This window comes from Enterococcus sp. AZ048, assembly GCF_051715125.1.
GTDB lineage: Bacteria > Bacillota > Bacilli > Lactobacillales > Enterococcaceae > Enterococcus_A > Enterococcus_A gilvus.
In genome coordinates, this window is sequence record NZ_JBIOTD010000001.1 from 611,764 (window position 1) to 629,249 (window position 17,486).

The following is a 17,486-nucleotide window of genomic DNA, read 5'->3' on the forward strand; positions in this document are numbered from 1 at the left end:
ATGAAAATTGTTGGGATAACATCGTGCTCGACCGGGATCGCGCACACCTATATGGCAGCAGAAAATTTAGAGATCGCGGCTAAGAAAAGAGCTATTGAGATTAAAGTAGAGACGCAGGGATCGATCGGAGCAGAAAATGTTTTGACCGCACAAGAAATTGCAGAGGCAGATGCTGTGATCATTGCGGCCAGTACATCAGTTAACAAGGATCGCTTCAATGGGAAACGTTTGTTGGAAGTCGACGTGACAGAAGCCATTGATCATCCAGATGATCTTTTCGATCGTGCGCCTAATGCGGCGATTTATTCGACCTCAGCAGAAGTGAAGTCAGAAGCAAAATCAGAAAAAAGCGGGATTTATAGTCACCTGATGACAGGCGTTTCCTATATGATTCCTTTTGTTGTTGCAGGAGGGATCTGTATCGCATTAGCCTTTGCTTTCGGTGGGATCAATGCTGAAGGAGATCTGGCTGCAGCGATCAATGAGCTTGGCGGTATCGCTATGGGATTGATGTGGCCTATCCTGGGCGGATACGTTGCTTTTTCGATCGCGGATCGACCAGGACTTGTACCAGGGATGGTCGCTGGGATGATCGCCTCTTCCATGAATGCGGGCTTTTTAGGCGCATTATTAGGCGGGTTCCTAGCAGGTTATACCGTATTTGGATTAAAGAAGGTTTTAAAATTGCCACCTGCTTTTTCAGGATTATTGCCTGTATTGATCCTTCCAGTCGTATCGGTATTAGTTGTTGGTCTGGTAATGAAATTTATTGTAGGTATTCCGATCACGGCTTTAAATGAAGGAATCACGAATTGGTTGAACAGTTTATCAGGAATGAATTCTGTCTTGTTAGGACTGCTTTTAGGTGGGATGATGGCCATCGATCTAGCGGGACCGATCGGGAAAGCCGCATACTTTTTCGGTGTCGCCTCGCTGACGAATTTAGGCGTGGGAGAAACGAGTATGGTGATGGCAGCAGTGATGGTCTCTGGAATGGTTCCACCGTTAGCAATGGCGTTATCTTCAACCGTTTTAGGTAAAAATTTATATAGTAAAGAAGAACGTGAAGCAGGAAAATCTGCTTGGGTCTTGGGATTGTCATTTATTTCTGAAGGCGCGATTCCTTTTGCAGCGGCAGATCCGATCCGTGTATTGGCTTCTGTGACAGTCGGTTCAGCAATTACTGGTGCTCTGTCAATGATCTTTAAGTGCGGGATCGCGGTTCCTCATGGCGGATTTTTCGTTTTCTTGATCCCAGGAGCAGTGGAAAATGTCTTGCTTTATATCGTGGCGTTAGCAATCGGAACAGCAATCAGCGGTTTTTTGGTGACAACAGTAAAAGTATTTTCGCAAAAGAAACAAGCAGCTAAGGAGTAATGATCGGCATGACAGAATGGATAAATATTTGTTTGATAGGTACTGGACGAGCAGGCATGATCCACGGAAAAAACTTCGCTCGGCGAATTGAGAATGCTAAATTGATTGCCTTATGTGATCCGTCAAAAGAAAGTTTAGACGGTGCTCAACAGGAATTGAACTGCCAATACGTTTATGAAGATTACCGAGAGGTCATGAAAAATCCTGAGATACACGCTGTCGTGATCGTGACTCCGACAAGTTATCACAAGGAGATCGCACTGGCAGCAGCGGCAGCAAAAAAACATATTCTCTGTGAGAAGCCATTGGCGATGGATGAAACAGAATGTTTGGAAATGATTCAAGCGGCAGAGGACAATCAAGTGAAGCTGCAGGTCGGGTTTATGCGTCGCTTCGATGCCAGTTTTCAGGAAGCAAAAAAAGTCGTGGATTCTGGGGCGATCGGGGAGGTCGTTTTAGTGAAATCATTGACCCATGGTCCGAGTAAACCAAAACCATGGATGTTTGATATCCGCAAGAGTAATGGGCCGATCGGGGAAGTAAACAGCCACGATCTGGATACCTTACGCTGGTTAACGGGCAGTGAAGTGGAAAGTATTTACGCCAATGGCGGCAATTACCGTTCGCCGGAAGTGAAAGACGAGTACCCAGACTATTATGATACAGTAGCGATGAATCTACGCTTTACGGACGGAAAATTAGGGTTGATCGACGGCGCGCAATATGTTCAATATGGCTATGACGCACGGACAGAGATTCTTGGAACAAAGGGAAGTATCTTAGTTGGTGATCAGGGAAAACACAATATCGTCGTAGCAACTAGCGACCAGCAGTTGACCCAACCAACGATGCATAGCTGGATGTATTTATTCAGAGATGCATACATGGCGGAGGATCAGGCCTTCATTGATTGTATTTTAACTGACACGGAACCGCAGTGTATGGGAAGAGACGGATTGATGGCGGTTCGGTTAGTCAATGCAGGATTGACCTCTTTGTTGGAAAATAGAATTGTCGAGGTGGAGAAGGAATGAAAGCAATCCAATTATTAGGCAAAGAAAACATTCGATTAAATGAAGTAGAAAAACCGACGATAACCGAAAAAGAAGTTTTGATAAAGGTCAAAGCAGCGTCGATTTGCGGGACCGATGTACGAATGTACAAAAACGGGTATCCTACGGCAAGTGAAGAAACTCCTCTGACTTTGGGACACGAGATTTCAGGGGATATCGTCGAGGTTGGCGCTGCGGTGAATTTTTACGAATCAGGTATGCGGGTGGCGATCGCACCAAATATGGGCTGCGGGATCTGTGATCAGTGTGTTCAAGGGAATACACATTTATGTGAAACCTATGAAGCTTTTGGTATCAACTTACCTGGTGGGTTCGCTGAATATTTGGTGATACCAGAAAAAGCTGTACGTCAGGGAAATATCTCATTGATACCGGATCAATTGTCTTATGAAGAGGCAGCGTTGATCGAGCCCTTTAGTTGTGTGTTCAATGGGCAGGAAATTGCTGGAAATAAGCCGGGAGATACGGTGTTGATCATTGGATCTGGCCCGATCGGTATCATGCATGCGATGCTGGCACGAGCAAGAGGCGCGGGGAAAGTGATGATGAATGATTTATCGGAAGCGCGTTTAGCGGATGCTAAAAAGATGATCCCAGATTTGGTTCCATTGACCTCGGACAACTTGAAGGAAAAAATAGCGGCAGAAACGAATAACCATGGGGTGGATCTGTGTATCATCGCGGCCCCCGCTCCACAGGCGCAAGAAGCAAGTTTTCCTTATATGGCAATGAATGGTCGTTGTCTCTTCTTTGGCGGTTTGCCAAAAGAAAAAGAAGAGGTTCGGTTAAACACCAATATTCTTCACTACAAACAATTAGGCGTTTTCGGCTGTACACGGGCAAGTTTGATGGGGTATCGAACGTCGGCGCAGCTAGTTGCTAGCGGAAGGATTCCATTAAAGGACTTAATTACTAAACGCTACGCAATCGATCAATTCGATGAGGCTTTAGAGAATGCCAAGAATGCCATTGGGTTAAAGAATGTGATTGTTTTCAAAGATTAATTTTAGTTTGATTGCTTCCATTTTCAGTTTCTTTTATAATGAAACAAAACACAAAAAGGTGAGAAAATATGGATGATCAATTGTATGCAGAAGAAAGAAAGCAGTCTATCGTTAATTTAGTCAATGAGAAAAATCGAATGCAAGTGGCCGAGCTGGCAGAAATTTTTAATGTGACAGGTTCAACGATTCGCAATGATCTGCGTGAACTCGAAAACGAAGGACTAGTGACGCGTACACATGGCGGGGTAATCAAGCGAGACTTTCAACGCAGCGTCGAGATCATTCCAAAAAGCCGCGAATTTACGAGTGAAAAATACCAAATCGCCGAGCGAGCCGTTCGATTGATCGAGGAAAATGACATTTTGGCGATTGATACCGGAACTTCTTGCCGCGCCTTTGCCGAAAAATTGATCAACAGTCCTTTAAAGCGTTTGACCATTTTGACTTATGATCTAGAGATCGCCTTATTATTGAGTGAAAAAACCAATTATCAGGTGCAAGTCATCGGCGGTGCGATTCGCAATGGCTATCCCTATGTTTCTGGAAGCTCTGTAGCACTTGGGTTGGCAGGTTTCTCTGTCGATAAAGTCATTTTAGGGACGACTTCTTTTGATAAAAAATACGGTCATTCAACACCTAACTATGAGACAGCAGAAATGAAAAAAAGTCTGATCAATATCGGGCGAGTAAAAATCGTCCTTTGCGAGTCTAGTAAAATTAATCAGCGGAGCTTCAAACAATTTGCGACGCCAGACGAATGTGATTACTTGATTACGGACAAGTACATGACAAGAGAACAGCAGCAGGACATTGATGAGTTGAAGATCAACTTGCTGATCGTATAAAAGAAAGCCTGTTTACTTCCCAATCCAGGAAAGTAAACAGGCTTTTTTTAGGCGAAAAGTGAGCCGATGAAATAAAGGACCGGATAAAGGACCATGAGTGCAGACATGGCCTTTAAAACGATCGGGAAGGTCGTCCGTTTGTCCTGCAAGGCACGATACCGTTTCAGGTTCTGCCAGTTTTTAGGAAACAGGAAGACTAAAAACAAGATGGTCCAAGGAGCCAGACCCGCAACGACCAGAACGATCAACCATAAGAAGCTGAAGACATAGACACTTAAGAGGAATTTTACCGCAGCTGGTTTTCCTAAGTAATACACTAATGTTTTGCGGTGGTTTTCGATGTCCTCTTCCAGGTCACAGGTATTATTTGCCAGTAAATTATTGAACATCATCAAGACGAGGGGCAAGCTGATCAAAAATACGTTGCCGATCATGGCGGGTGTGATCGCATGCGTCTGATAAACGGTTAGATAATAGCTGACTACAGTAATGAAAAAACCGCTGGCAGTTCCTGTCAACGCCTCCGCGATGGGCAGACTATTCAAAGGACGCCGGCCATAGGAATAGAAGAGTCCAATATAAAAGCCGATGATCCCCAACACACCGATCACCCAATTCGTCCGCCACACCAAGACCAATCCTAATAGGAAAGAAATCAACAAATTACCCAAATAAAAATTCCGCACGAAGCGCAGGTCTAAGTGATCCCGGCCAATGATGTTGGTCTGCTGCTTGTATTTCTCGTCAGAAGCATTGCGATAGTCCATATAATGGTTAAAAACGTTCACTGTGATATGGAACATCACGATGATCAAGACAAATAGAAAGAATTCAGGACTGGGTACACTATTTAATTGAAAGTTTGCGATGGCATACCCTAATAAAATAATAAAAAGATTCAGCGGTGCCGTATAGATTTCCGTCAATTCCCAAAATTGTTTAAACGTAAGATGCTTCAAAGTCATCCTCCTTCTTTTTTTGCGCTTATTTTAACGTACAACTTGTTGAAATGTTGAATAGAAGATAAGCAGAATAGGAAGTCCTTTTCAAAAATAGCGAGGTTTGAATCATTTGTCCAATAGTTTGTTTAAGAGCAGGGAAAGGGTTTCAATTATAAGGGTATTATATTGCGTTAATGTTCGTGTTTTACTCTTTTCACAGATTATTGTTTACTTATTATCGTGTTTATTATATGATTATCCACGTTGTTTGAAAAAACATGCTATTATTTTACGAACATTTTTTTAGAATGTAGGGGGAGTATCATGAAAGGGAAAATAAATTCCTATTTTGAACTTGAAAAACTAAATACAACTGTAAAAAGAGAGATATTGGCAGGCTTTACTACCTTTATTTCGATGGCGTATATTCTTTTTGTCAATCCTAGTGTACTAGGCGCCTCCGGTATGGACGAGGGGGCTGTCTTCACTGCGACAGCACTAGCTAGTGCATTGGGCTGTATCTTGATGGGGGTTCTTGCACGGTATCCGATAGCGACGGCACCTGCACTAGGGATCAATGCTTTCTTTGCCTATTCTGTCTGTATCGGTATGGGGATTCGCTGGGAGACCGCTTTAGCAGGGGTTTTTGTGGCATCGCTGATTTTTATTTTGATCACGATTTTCAAATTACGGGAAATGATCATTGACGCGATCCCTTCTGATTTGAAATATGCGATCTCTGGCGGGATCGGCCTCTTTATCGCCTTCTTGGGATTAAGCGAGGGCGGCATCATCGTCGCGAATAAATCGACGTTGGTTGGTCTGGGCTCAATGAGTGTAGGAACGACATGGTTGACGGTATTCGGTTTGATCGTTACGTCGATCTTAATGGTACGACGCGTTCCTGGCGGGATTTTTATCGGGATGGTCGCGACGACATTGCTAGGGTTAGTAACCGGTCTGATCCAAGTACCGACGCACATTGTTTCGGCGGCGCCAAGTTTGAAGCCGACTTTCTTAGTCGCTTTGAATCACGTGAAGGATATCAATACGCTGCAGCTTTGGGTCGTTGTCTTGACCTTCCTGCTGGTGACTTTTTTTGATACTGCTGGAACGTTGGTAGGTTTAGCCAATCAAGCAGGCTTCATGAAGGACAATAAAATGCCCCGTGTCGGAAAAGCATTGGCTTCTGATTCGACCGCGATGTTGGCGGGCTCTCTACTAGGAACGTCTCCAGTGGGTGCCTATGTGGAATCTTCCGCAGGGATCGCAGTTGGCGGCCGCTCTGGTCTGACCGCTATCACGACGGGGGTATTCTTTATCTTTGGCTTGTTTTTCTCCCCATTATTATCTGTCGTGACGTCACAAGTGACAGCACCTGCGCTGATCGTCGTCGGTGTATTGATGGCACAGTCTTTACGTGAAATCAAATGGGACCAATTAGAAATTGCGATTCCTTCTTTCTTGATTCTGATCGGTATGCCATTGACTTACAGCATTTCTGATGGGATCGCCTTAGGATTTATTTTCTACCCAATCACGATGATCGCTGCTAAACGAGGCAAAGAAGTCTCACCAATCATGTATGTCTTGTTTTTCGTCTTTATCGGTTTTATGTGGATCTTGAATGTAAAATAAAAGAGTCATCACGAAACTGTTTGTTTTCTGTAATGCAGAAGGCAAACAGTTTTTTTGTTTGAAAACACAGCGCCCCGCTAGTCAGATAGGTGTTTGCCAAGGATGAAAACCGTTGAGGGGGGGGCTTTTTGCTTATAAAATGATTAAATAAATGAAGTTATTTACTCGTAAGATAATCGCATTTCGAATTAACTGCCCTTTCATGGTAAACGCCAACATAATTATTTATTTTCAAATTTGAAATTGACCTGAAATTAACAGTATAATATAATACAATTTGTATAATTATTTTTCTATATTAAGACTTCGGATGATATTTAGAATTAATTTTCCGGGATTTATTAATAAGATATTTAATTTGAGCGCAAAGACACCTTACAAATCGCAAAGACATTTTGATAGGTAAAGGTAGTTTTTAAGGAGGAAGCACATTATGCAGTTATTACTTTTGACGAAAGTCCCACTTTACGAGGAAAATTTTGAACGCCACTTGAAGCAATTAGGGAACGAGGTTTATTGCTCTGAAAATATGGTGAGCTTATTGAAGGAAAAATCGTTTGATAAAAGTTTTCTGGAACCGTTTGAAGGCATTATTTTCAGCGAAACATTGTATGACATCGAAACCTATGAAATAATCAAACACTTGCCACAAGGAAATTTGAAGCTGTTTCGCAGAGCCAAAGAGAACAAATCAGAGGAAGTGGGTTCAAATCCTTTTCACGCGTGGATTCCACTTGATGCAGATATTGAACAGCTTCGGGAAATTTTATTGATCGCGGAAATCTCTCGTTTGACGAATAAAAAGTCTGTCCACGCGCAGCAGGTCACAGTGAAGCAGAAGCTTTCTGAGTTAAGCCTGAAATTAAAGCAAAAGGAAATCGTCTACTATTTGATCCAAGCGGGAGAACGAACGGTTCCTCGTGAAGAGATCAGTCGAGAGATCTGGGAGAAGGACCCAACGAAATCTGTTCTAGCCAGTCTTTCGAAGGTCGTCTCAAAAGTAAATGAAAAATTAGCGAACGAATTTGGGGATGAAGCGATCCAAACGGTATGGGGACATGGCTATCGTTTGAATAAAAAATTCTTTGACTACTTAGAAAATGACGTGGTGGAAGAAAATCAAGTACTCATTCGTTAACGGATCGATACGGTTGGGCTAGAGGAAGAGTCTGTAGGTTAATAATAAAAGCAGGTATCCTGTAGTCATTTAAAAAGCGTTCTTGTCTTCAGATCATGAAGCAGGAACGCTTTTTTTGTTGTGATTTGTCGAGAATAGCTCCAAACCAAGCTTTGAATCAAAATCTCATATTAATCCATCTGAAAACGTAAAAATACATAAAAACATTTAGTGAGGGGAAAGCAAAAGCCTTTTTCAAAGAGAATAAATCAAAGGTATGGGAAACGAAAAGGGGTGTAAATAATAATAAAAGAATGATTATCATAAAGGAACGTTGGAAAGGTATAGTTGATAAAGGCTGTGAAATAGCTCTTTTTGCTTTTAAAAAGAGCAATCATACATTTATTATATTAGAATGCATTTTCCAGATTAGAATTAGTTTAAAAAGCTTCAAAAGGCCAAATGAATGAAAAATAACTGAGGCGAAGCCTGTCAATCTGAAAAAGAGCAATCATAAAAATCCATCGTATATGAATAAAAATCCGTTTATATTATATTTAGGTATTTCAATACCTATTATTTTTCCTGAATAAATATATTAAATTTTGAGGTGGAGTTTTTAGGATCAAAGGGAGTAAAACGTTTATTTGAGATGACAAGTGGACATAAAATGAATGATCACCAATAGAGAAAGAGTCGTGATTGTTTTAAGAGAATGATTCTCATGTAGCTATTCCTATTGGATTCTTGATAGATTTTTTAGAAACAATCAAAATCTTTTTGTAATAAATGGGCATTTGATTAAAAATTTCGATGAGCAAAAATCATTTTAAAAAAAAGGTTTGATTGAAAGTTAATATACTGTTGATTTATTATAAAAAATATTTTATAATTTTTTAAAAATAGATGCATAATAAAACATAAAAATTATTTATTTGAAATAAAAATAATTTTTATTCTTTTTGAATTAGAATGTGTCCTCTTGATTACGCGAGTTATATAACTAAGGTTATTCCATCGGGGTTTTTCTAGCAGATCAGGCATTCTCAGGTAATTCCAAATTCAAATCGTGAATAAATAATTCTCTATTTGCAGATACAGCATGTTTGAGAGGGAGGGCGTCTATTTTTTCAACAGCTAAATTTTTTCACTATATAAGAGAGAGGAGCAGCAAAATAGCACGAAAATCAACGCATAGTAAATAGAAGATAAGCTTCTGTCACAACGTATACCCGTAAGTAGTTGGTTGGAAATCGAAAAAAGTTATACATAATAAGTCGAAATTCATACATATAGAAATGAAAAATCATTTGATCTTAATCACAACGAAAAAGGATGAGACAATTTTGAGAAATTTTTATAGTTCTAATTCAAGGATGGCGACGAAAAGCCAATTAGTCGAGACGGTTGAATTTTTAGAAAATCAGAACGAGCAGCTCTTGGATCAGGTGGAGAGATTGGAAGGGATTCGCGGCGCGTTAGAGGAAAAGGTTTCGGCCTACCGCGATCGTTTGAAGGAATTAACGGTGCGATTGGAAGAATTCCAGGTATCTTCAACGGAGAAGGAAGTTGTTTATTACAATAAGGATAATTTAGAGAGGCGCCGCTTCGTCCTTCAACGAAGGCCTTCGACCGAATGTCTTGCTTCTGAGGAGCAGGCGGAGATCGATTATCTGGAAGAAAAATATGCGCGTCTGTTAGAACACTATATGTATGAACGTGAGAAAAATGAACGGTTAACCAAAGGGGTTTCAAAAAATAATGAAAGCACTGTTCTTGAACTTTTTACAAAGGCGGAGGCGGCAGACACCTTACTGAAGGCTGCCACGGTCAGTCGTAAGATGATTCAAAGAGCAGAAGAGCACGCAAGGCAAATTGAATCGAATGTGTAGAAATCTTTGGCTGGGGAGCCAGAGTGCACAAGAAACCTGCCATAAGAGATCATCCAGGCGTTACTACGCAGAGATTCTGCTGTAAGGGATGATCAGGAGATAAGTAAACGGAGTTAAAGGGTGTAAAAAATGGAATCGAGTAAAGACGGGAGTGAAGCAACATGAAAAAAGTGATCATTTTGACGAGAAACATTATTATCGAGCAGGACTTTCAAAACGAATTGCAGCGATTGGATTACGAGGTATTTGTTTTAAAAGAATTCTTCGATGTGAACAAACCGAATTATTTTGAAGAGATTCTCTCTCTTTTTGATATCGTCATCTTTAGTGAAACATTGACGAACCAAGAATTTAACGAGATTTTACCTATTATCTTAGAAAAGGATCTTCATTATCTGCGAAGAACGGACGAGCCGGTGCCGAATATCGATGAGAACCATTGCCTGTCGATTGATTGTACGATGACCGAATTGAGAGAGTTCTTGCTGCTAAGCGATACCCGCGAAGGGCACAAGGAGTCGATCTCAAAAGGCTTGGTCAGACAATCTGAAATGAAAAAGCAAGACCTGGTTCTATTCTACAGCTCCCTCAACAACATTGAGAAGAAGATCATCTGCGCTTTAGCCGAGGGCAGCGGGAAGATCATCTCCAGAGATGAGCTGTGCAACAAAGTATGGAACAATGAAGTCAGCAAATCACGCTTAGTGCAAATGTCTACGGCTGTAGGGAATATCCGTAAGAAGATCGCCCATGCCCACATCGAAAATGTGCGGATCATTACGTACTGGGGGAATGGCTACCGTCTTCATGATGTCCCCAACGGATTGATGAGTGAGCACATCAAAGAATACAGCATGTAAGTGGAATCACATATAAAAAAACACAGTTAAATTAGAAAAAAGTCAGGAATAGTGTCTCGAAAGCGAGAGAAATTCCTGATTTTTTTTCTTTATAAAAAAAGTTTTTTAAGATTTTTTTACCGATTATGAGAAAACGAAGGGAAAAAAGATTCACAAGCGCTTCTGTATCAGTCGTCTGTTTTTCAATTACAATCCTTCGATTAAAGCGTCAACTGAATAGTGTTTCGGACTTTCAATAAGTATCTGTCATTATCAATTACATGATCTGTTATAGTGAAAACTGTTACAGGGATTGGTCGATAATAAAATAATTATCATTATTTTAAAAGGATTTGCATCGATAAGGAGTAAAAAAAGCCCTTTCTTAAAACAGATTCCTTTGTTATAATCATTTTAAATTAAATTGAAACTAATGAACAAAGGAGTGCGGATATGGAAACTACTACAATCAAAAAAACTGTTAAACAAACAACGAGTCCTTGGGAAGGTTTTAACGAAGGTCGGTGGCAGCATGAGGTCAACACGTTGGACTTCATCAAACGCAACTACACAGAATATAAAGGTGACGACAGCTTTTTAGAAGGCGCAGCGCCAAGCACAGATAAACTTTGGGATAAATTACAAGAACTATTCGAAGTACAACACCAAAAAAATGGTGTTTACGACATGGATACAGATGTTCCTGCGACGATCACTTCTCATGAACCAGGATATTTGATCAAAGACGAAGAAAAAATCGTTGGTTTGCAAACGGATGTTCCATTGAAGCAAGCATTCATGCCTTTCGGCGGGATCAACATGGCCAACAAAGCATTGGAATCAAATGGCTATGAAGTAGACGACGAAATGTCATTCATCTTCAACAAATGGCGCAAAACCCACAACCAAGGGGTCTTCGATGCTTATACAGACGAAATGCGTTTAGCACGTAAAAACAAGATCATCACAGGTCTTCCAGATGCTTACGGACGCGGACGAATCATCGGCGATTACCGTCGTGTGGCATTGTATGGTATTGACTACTTGATGAAAGAAAAGAAAAAAGATTGGAAAAATGTCGGCAGCAAAGTCATGACGAATGACGTGATCCAATTGCGTGAAGAAGTTTCTGAACAATTCCGTGCGTTGGCGGATATGAAAGAAATGGCTGCAAGCTATGGCTATGACATCTCAAAACCAGCAAGCAATGCACAAGAAGCGATCCAATGGTTATACTTTGGTTACCTTGCGGCTATCAAATCTCAAAATGGGGCAGCGATGTCGATCGGACGTATCTCTGCATTCTTAGATATTTATATCCAACGTGATTTAGACCGCGGCGTGATCACTGAGTTTGAAGCACAAGAAATGATCGACCACTTGATCATGAAACTACGTATGGTGAAATTCGCTCGTACACCGGAATACAACCAATTGTTCTCAGGCTACCCAATTTGGGCGACGCTGTCATTAGCTGGGATGAACATGGATGGTTCGTCATTAGTAACGAAGAATGACTTCCGTATTCTGCACACATTGACAAACATGGGTCCTTCACCAGAGCCAAACTTGACGGTCTTGTATTCGTCTCATTTACCAGAAGGCTTCCGTACGTATGCAGCAAAAGTAGCGAAACAAAGCTCGTCGATCCAATTGGAAAATGACGATCTATTGCGTCAATACTGGGGCTCAGACGATGCAGCGATCGCTTGCTGTGTGTCTGCAACGGTGATCGGTAAAGACATGCAATTCTTCGGCGCTCGTGCCAACTTAGCGAAAGCGGTACTTTACGCGATCAACGGTGGTGTGGATGAAATGACGAAGATGCAAGTTGGGCCGCGCTTCCGTCCGTTGGAAGGCGACAGTATTGATTTTGATCAATTCATGGACAGCTACAAAGATGTCTTAGACTGGTTAGCTGAATTGTATGTCAATACGTTGAATGTGATTCATTACATGCATGATAAATATGCCTATGAAGCACCGCAATTGGCATTGATGGATACAGACTTGAAACGCACATTTGCGACGGGAATCGCAGGGATCTCGCATGCGGCAGATTCATTGATGGCGATTAAACACGGAAACGTGAAAGTCGTTCGTGATGAAGACGGCTTAGCAATCGATTATATTCCGCAAAACGAATTCCCAACTTACGGAAATGACAACGATGAAGCGGATGAAATGGCAAACTGGATTCTTGAGTACTTCATGACGCAAATCAAACGTCAGCATACCTACCGTGAATCAACACCGACCTTGTCCTTGTTGACGATCACATCAAACGTGGTTTACGGAAAAAATACGGGGAATACACCAGATGGCCGTCGTGCTGGGAAACCATTGGCACCAGGTGCGAACCCAAGCTATCAAGATGGAAAATTCTTAGGTGAGAAAAATGGCTTGTTGGCTTCATTGAACTCAACAGCGAAATTAAACTACTCTTGCGCGCAAGATGGTATTTCAGATACGCAAACGATCAATCCAGGCGCACTAGGTCGTACAGACGACGAAAACATGCAAGTAGACAATCTGCGTCAAGTATTAGACGGCTACTTCGATAGAGGCGGCTACCACTTGAACGTGAACGTCTTTGGTCGTGAGCTGCTTGAAGAAATGGACAAAGATATCGACAATCCAAAATATGCGAACTTTACGATTCGTGTATCTGGCTACGCAGTGAAATTCCGCGACTTAACGCCAGAACAACGTCGAGACGTGATCTCACGTACAGACCATACAAAAATGTAAAAATAATTTTATTTTTAACAAAATAGAACTTGACGAAAGATTCTGTCGCTCGATTCTGAGCTTCAGGGTCTTTTTTTACCAAAAATGTTAAAAAATATTAATAATTATGATTTTTGACTAAAAAATGACGGTTGTAATTTATAATGAAGGGAATGATAAAGCAGGTTGGTGATAGGGTTTGAAGGAGTATGAGGACCAGTGGGTGGTACGTATTGTTGGTGCCGTTGCGGGGGCGATGGCTTTTTTTATAATGATCTATCTGTATTTTGGCTCACATTTCTATTTCGGGTCGAAGGTTGCGAATGTAGAAGTCGGGGGACTTTCCATTCCAGCAGCAGCAGAAAAAATTCGCAAAGAAACGGAAGTTGTGGAAATCAAGCTGAAGGGGGATCATCAAACGGTTCAATTGCAGCTAGAGGCACCCTACGACATTCAAAAAGACTACTTGAAGAAAAATGTGCGCCGAGGGGACGTTCGTTTGCCCTTTAAAAAAGGGGCAAGAAAAAATTTAGTCATGGCTCTGAATCGCGCGTCGTTTCTTGGTGGGAAAGAGGCGAAAAATGCGACAGTCATCTATACAAATAAACAATTTAAGATCCAACCGGAAAAAGCCGGAACAGTCGTTGACTCGCCACGTCTTATGAAGGAATTGTGTGCCTCTTTTGACAAAGGAGAATTGCAGACGTCCTATGATCTGACGGATTTTTATAAGCAACCGGCTGTCACGAAACGGGATTTGGAGAAGCAGAAGGTAACGCAGCGTTTGGGAGGGATCAGAAAACGCGGGATCAAGCTAAAGCTGAACAAACAGACGATTCCGCTGACAGAGGAAATGCTCTCAGCATCTGTAGATGAACAGGGGGCGATTGATCTGGGCGCCGTCACAGAGTGGGTGGCAGAATTGGAACGGAAGTATTCAACCATTTATAAACCCGTAGAATTCACCAATATCCACGGTCAGCGTCTGCGCTATAAAAACGTGGGCAACTATGGCTGGTTCATCGACATCAAACAATCTGCCAAAAAAATCGTCCATGAATTGAAGGACCCAGAAGCGCAAACGATCGCATTGGTGCTGCGGGGAAACACGAAGACACAGCCGCTGCGGATCACGAAAAACTACGTTGAGGTGGATCTCGATAATCAAAAGATGTACTGCTTTGACAAAGGCAAGTTGGTCGTTGAGACGGATGTGATCACTGGCCGATACGACAAGGGAACAGCGACGGTTCCCGGATTCCATACGATCATGGACAAGCGGCGAAATGTCGACTTGAGCGGTGTGCTGACGACAGGAGACGGAACGTACAATGTTCCAGTCGATTATTGGCTGCCGTTATTGAGCTACGGGCAGACGATCACTGAGATCGGACTTCACGATACGGATCATAAGCTGCAATACTTTGGTCAGCCGGGCGCCTTTATGACGGATCTTGGAAGCTACGGCTGTGTGAATACGCCCAAAGCAAATGTTGCTCAAATCTACGACTACAGTTTTATAGGGATGCCCGTCTTCATTTATGGGCATATCTATGATGAGGCTCCGGGAGAATGGGACAAGCCAGTAGAATATGGCACTGCTGTTGGCTAAGCCAGCAAATGGGCATCTATTCTTTTTCGGACGCCTGACTCATTGATAAAAAAGAAACGCCCCTTCGGAAGCAGAGACGATGTGCTGTTTCCGAAGGGGTGTTTTAGATGTGGGTTAATTTTTCTTGGATCATTTCTTTTAGATTGAGGTTTTCATTCAGTTTGGCGTAATAGTCCGCCTGTTTTAAGCATTCCACTTTGTCTTTAGGATTTTCTTGAATAACCGCTTTTTCAAAAAACAACTCTTCTAATCCCTCGGTCACATTCACTTCTATTAATGTTTGGATGCCTTCATCGCAAAGGGCATTGGCCTTTGCTTGGTTTCCTCGATCCGCGTAAAAGCAAGCGGCTTGATAATAAGATGGCCCTAGTTCTAATTGAGTATTCATTTTTTCCTCCAATTGTTCCGCGCGTTCAAAAAAAATGCGTGCGCGCTTTTTTTCTTCGTTTGCTTGATAACAAGTAGCTAGTCCTTTTAGTACCAGCAGTTCATAACGTCTTTCATCGTGTAAAAAGGTATGGGCTCGTTGAAAATAGTGTACGGCGCTTCGTGTGTCTTGTTCGCCGAACAGCGTGGCATAGGCGCGAAAATACAGTAAATGGCCGACGATTCGTGCGTTGTTATAAGAAATCTTTTTCCCATAATGGTCTAACAAATACAAGACGGTCGAGAACTCTTGACGCAAATGCAGGCAACGTACAATGTTCAATAAAGAGAATTCTGTGCAAAGAATCGTGTCAGGAAAAACATGATGGTACGGAATTTCCAATGTTCTACAAAGATCTAAAACCACTTCCAGAATGCCTTCGTTCTTCATTTCAATCCATTCTAAGTCAGCCGGTGCGCAAATGGCCCCTAAGGCTTCACGTGGTATGCCCGCGCTTTTGCGCGATTGCTCAATGATATACCCGTTAACTTCCATGATTGACCCCCTACGAATAACGCTTACACATTAATTCTAAAGCTTTTATTAGAAAATCACAATAAAATTATTCAAAAATCTTTGTTTTTTTAATTTATTTTACAACATATTGATGATAAAGTTTATTTTATCCTTGTTATAACAGTTAATTGAAAAGACGAGAGACCGATAATTTGTCGGATTAGAAGGACTATTGTCTCAATCATTCGATCGATTCGAATAATAGAAAGAGCGCTTGCGTTTCAAAACAGATGTGATAAACTGTTAAAATACTATGAAATGAAAGAGTGATTATGATGAGAAAAGTGAATGTTGCAATCGTCGGCGCTACTGGCGCTGTAGGAACACAAATGATCAAACTATTAGAAAATAGTTCGTTGCCGCTGGGTACGGTAAAATTTTTGGCTTCTAAGCGTTCTGCTGGAAAGCAACTTTCATTTAAGGGCGACACTCAAACCATTGAAGAATTGGTTCCTGATTCATTCGAAGGGATCGATCTGGCCTTATTCTCAGCGGGTGGGGGCATCTCTGCGACCTTTGCGCCTGAAGCGGTGAAACGCGGAGCGATCGTCGTGGACAATACCAGTCATTTTCGGATGGACCCAGAAGTACCGTTAGTGGTTCCTGAGGTAAATCCTGAAGCATTGCGTGAACATAAGGGGATCATCGCGAATCCGAACTGTTCCACGATCCAGATGATGGTGGCGTTAGAGCCGATCCGTCAAGCCTTTGGACTGAATCGTGTCCTTGTGTCGACCTACCAAGCGGTGTCTGGCGCGGGAAACCAAGCGATGGAAGAGTTGAAGCAGCAGACGCGGGACTATTTGGATGAAAAGCCGGTCGCTGAATGGCAGGCAGATATTTTGCCCTGCGGCGGCGATAAAAAGCATTATCCGCTGGCCTTCAATGCCTTGCCGCAGATCGATGTATTCGCAGATGGCGGGTATACCTATGAAGAGTGGAAAATGATCAATGAAACGAAAAAGATCATGGAAGACGACACCATCAAAGTTTCTGCGACCTGTGTGCGTATTCCGGTCATGAGCGGGCATTCTGAATCTGTCTATATCGAGACGGAACGAGCAGCAACTGTTGCCGAGATCCAAGCACTGATGGAAAAGGCAGCCGGAGTGGTCTTGGAGGATGATCCAAGCCAGCAGATCTATCCCCAAGCATTGAACAGTGTTGGCAAGAATGAGACGTTCGTCGGGCGTATCCGTAAGGACCCTGATGAAGAGAAGGGCGTTCATATGTGGGTCGTTTCGGACAATCTATTGAAGGGCGCAGCCTGGAATTCCTTGCAGATCGCTGAGACGATGTACGAGATGGACTTATTAAACTAACGAAGGATCAACGAAAGAGGGCTTGTGACGTGCTGCGTCTCAAGCCTTTTTCTTAAGCTCATTTTCAATCGATGGTTTTTCAGAAAAAATCATGTATAATAGCTAATGAGTATAGGCACAGACCGAACTGATTACGGGGTCTGAGGAAGCTGA

General features: G+C 42.1%; 13 protein-coding genes. 11 read left to right on the plus strand and 2 right to left on the minus strand.

Annotated features, from left to right (window positions below):
• The 4 genes from IGI66_RS03080 (at position 1) to IGI66_RS03095 (ending at position 4,299) form a co-directional block, all read left to right on the plus strand.
• Positions 1-1,377 carry a PTS fructose transporter subunit IIC gene (locus tag IGI66_RS03080; protein WP_010781755.1) on the plus strand — a complete coding sequence of 459 codons (1,377 nt, stop codon included), beginning with the start codon at positions 1-3 and terminating at the stop codon, positions 1,375-1,377.
• A gap of 8 nt (positions 1,378-1,385) precedes the next feature.
• Entirely contained in the window at positions 1,386-2,411 is a 1,026-nt protein-coding gene (locus tag IGI66_RS03085) for a Gfo/Idh/MocA family oxidoreductase (protein WP_438847540.1), read from the plus strand.
• Complete coding sequence (locus IGI66_RS03090; RefSeq protein WP_438847541.1) at positions 2,408-3,454, plus strand: alcohol dehydrogenase catalytic domain-containing protein; 1,047 nt, start codon at positions 2,408-2,410, stop codon at positions 3,452-3,454. Before IGI66_RS03085 ends, IGI66_RS03090 begins: the two co-directional genes overlap by 4 nt.
• Before the next feature lie 68 nt (positions 3,455-3,522).
• Positions 3,523-4,299, plus strand: coding sequence for a DeoR/GlpR family DNA-binding transcription regulator (locus IGI66_RS03095; protein WP_438847542.1), 777 nt, complete (start codon positions 3,523-3,525; stop codon positions 4,297-4,299).
• Between the two features lie 47 nt (positions 4,300-4,346).
• Here IGI66_RS03095 and IGI66_RS03100 read toward each other — a convergent pair whose 3' ends face one another.
• Positions 4,347-5,258, minus strand: a complete 912-nt coding sequence (locus IGI66_RS03100) for a UbiA family prenyltransferase (protein WP_438847543.1) — start codon at positions 5,256-5,258, stop codon at positions 4,347-4,349.
• A gap of 306 nt (positions 5,259-5,564) precedes the next feature.
• Between IGI66_RS03100 and IGI66_RS03105 the strand changes: the two genes are divergently transcribed.
• The 6 genes from IGI66_RS03105 to IGI66_RS03130 all read left to right on the plus strand — a co-directional run bounded on the left by IGI66_RS03105 (position 5,565) and on the right by IGI66_RS03130 (position 15,068).
• A complete protein-coding gene (locus IGI66_RS03105) occupies positions 5,565-6,878 on the plus strand; it encodes an NCS2 family permease (protein WP_438847545.1) in 1,314 nt (437 codons plus the stop codon).
• 433 nt (positions 6,879-7,311) lie between these two features.
• Complete coding sequence (locus IGI66_RS03110; protein ID WP_010781749.1) at positions 7,312-8,016, plus strand: helix-turn-helix domain-containing protein; 705 nt, start codon at positions 7,312-7,314, stop codon at positions 8,014-8,016.
• Between the two features lie 1,325 nt (positions 8,017-9,341).
• Positions 9,342-9,887, plus strand: a complete 546-nt coding sequence (locus IGI66_RS03115) for a hypothetical protein (protein ID WP_438847546.1) — start codon at positions 9,342-9,344, stop codon at positions 9,885-9,887.
• A 161-nt stretch (positions 9,888-10,048) separates the two neighbouring features.
• Positions 10,049-10,747, plus strand: coding sequence for a helix-turn-helix domain-containing protein (locus IGI66_RS03120; RefSeq protein ID WP_010781747.1), 699 nt, complete (start codon positions 10,049-10,051; stop codon positions 10,745-10,747).
• Positions 10,748-11,179: 432 nt separating this feature from the next.
• Complete coding sequence (gene pflB, locus IGI66_RS03125) at positions 11,180-13,477, plus strand: formate C-acetyltransferase (RefSeq protein WP_010781746.1); 2,298 nt, start codon at positions 11,180-11,182, stop codon at positions 13,475-13,477.
• 202 nt (positions 13,478-13,679) lie between these two features.
• Entirely contained in the window at positions 13,680-15,068 is a 1,389-nt protein-coding gene (locus IGI66_RS03130) for a L,D-transpeptidase family protein (RefSeq protein WP_438847548.1), read from the plus strand.
• A 103-nt stretch (positions 15,069-15,171) separates the two neighbouring features.
• On the opposite strand, the gene IGI66_RS03135 is transcribed toward IGI66_RS03130, so the two are convergent.
• Positions 15,172-15,990 carry a hypothetical protein gene (locus IGI66_RS03135; protein WP_010781744.1) on the minus strand — a complete coding sequence of 273 codons (819 nt, stop codon included), beginning with the start codon at positions 15,988-15,990 and terminating at the stop codon, positions 15,172-15,174.
• A 293-nt stretch (positions 15,991-16,283) separates the two neighbouring features.
• On the opposite strand from IGI66_RS03135, the gene IGI66_RS03140 reads away from it, so the two are divergent.
• Complete coding sequence (locus IGI66_RS03140; protein WP_010781743.1) at positions 16,284-17,333, plus strand: aspartate-semialdehyde dehydrogenase; 1,050 nt, start codon at positions 16,284-16,286, stop codon at positions 17,331-17,333.
• Positions 17,334-17,486 lie beyond the last annotated feature (153 nt).

Coding starts and splice junctions, on each gene's coding strand:
- IGI66_RS03140 (WP_010781743.1), top strand. CDS start 16,284: ATGATGAGAAAAGTGAATGTTGCAATCGTCGGCGCTACTGGCGCTGTA.
- IGI66_RS03090 (WP_438847541.1), top strand. CDS start 2,408: ATGAAAGCAATCCAATTATTAGGCAAAGAAAACATTCGATTAAATGAA.
- IGI66_RS03135 (WP_010781744.1), bottom strand. CDS start 15,990: ATGGAAGTTAACGGGTATATCATTGAGCAATCGCGCAAAAGCGCGGGC.
- IGI66_RS03105 (WP_438847545.1), top strand. CDS start 5,565: ATGAAAGGGAAAATAAATTCCTATTTTGAACTTGAAAAACTAAATACA.
- IGI66_RS03110 (WP_010781749.1), top strand. CDS start 7,312: ATGCAGTTATTACTTTTGACGAAAGTCCCACTTTACGAGGAAAATTTT.
- pflB (WP_010781746.1), top strand. CDS start 11,180: ATGGAAACTACTACAATCAAAAAAACTGTTAAACAAACAACGAGTCCT.
- IGI66_RS03120 (WP_010781747.1), top strand. CDS start 10,049: ATGAAAAAAGTGATCATTTTGACGAGAAACATTATTATCGAGCAGGAC.
- IGI66_RS03080 (WP_010781755.1), top strand. CDS start 1: ATGAAAATTGTTGGGATAACATCGTGCTCGACCGGGATCGCGCACACC.
- IGI66_RS03095 (WP_438847542.1), top strand. CDS start 3,523: ATGGATGATCAATTGTATGCAGAAGAAAGAAAGCAGTCTATCGTTAAT.
- IGI66_RS03085 (WP_438847540.1), top strand. CDS start 1,386: ATGACAGAATGGATAAATATTTGTTTGATAGGTACTGGACGAGCAGGC.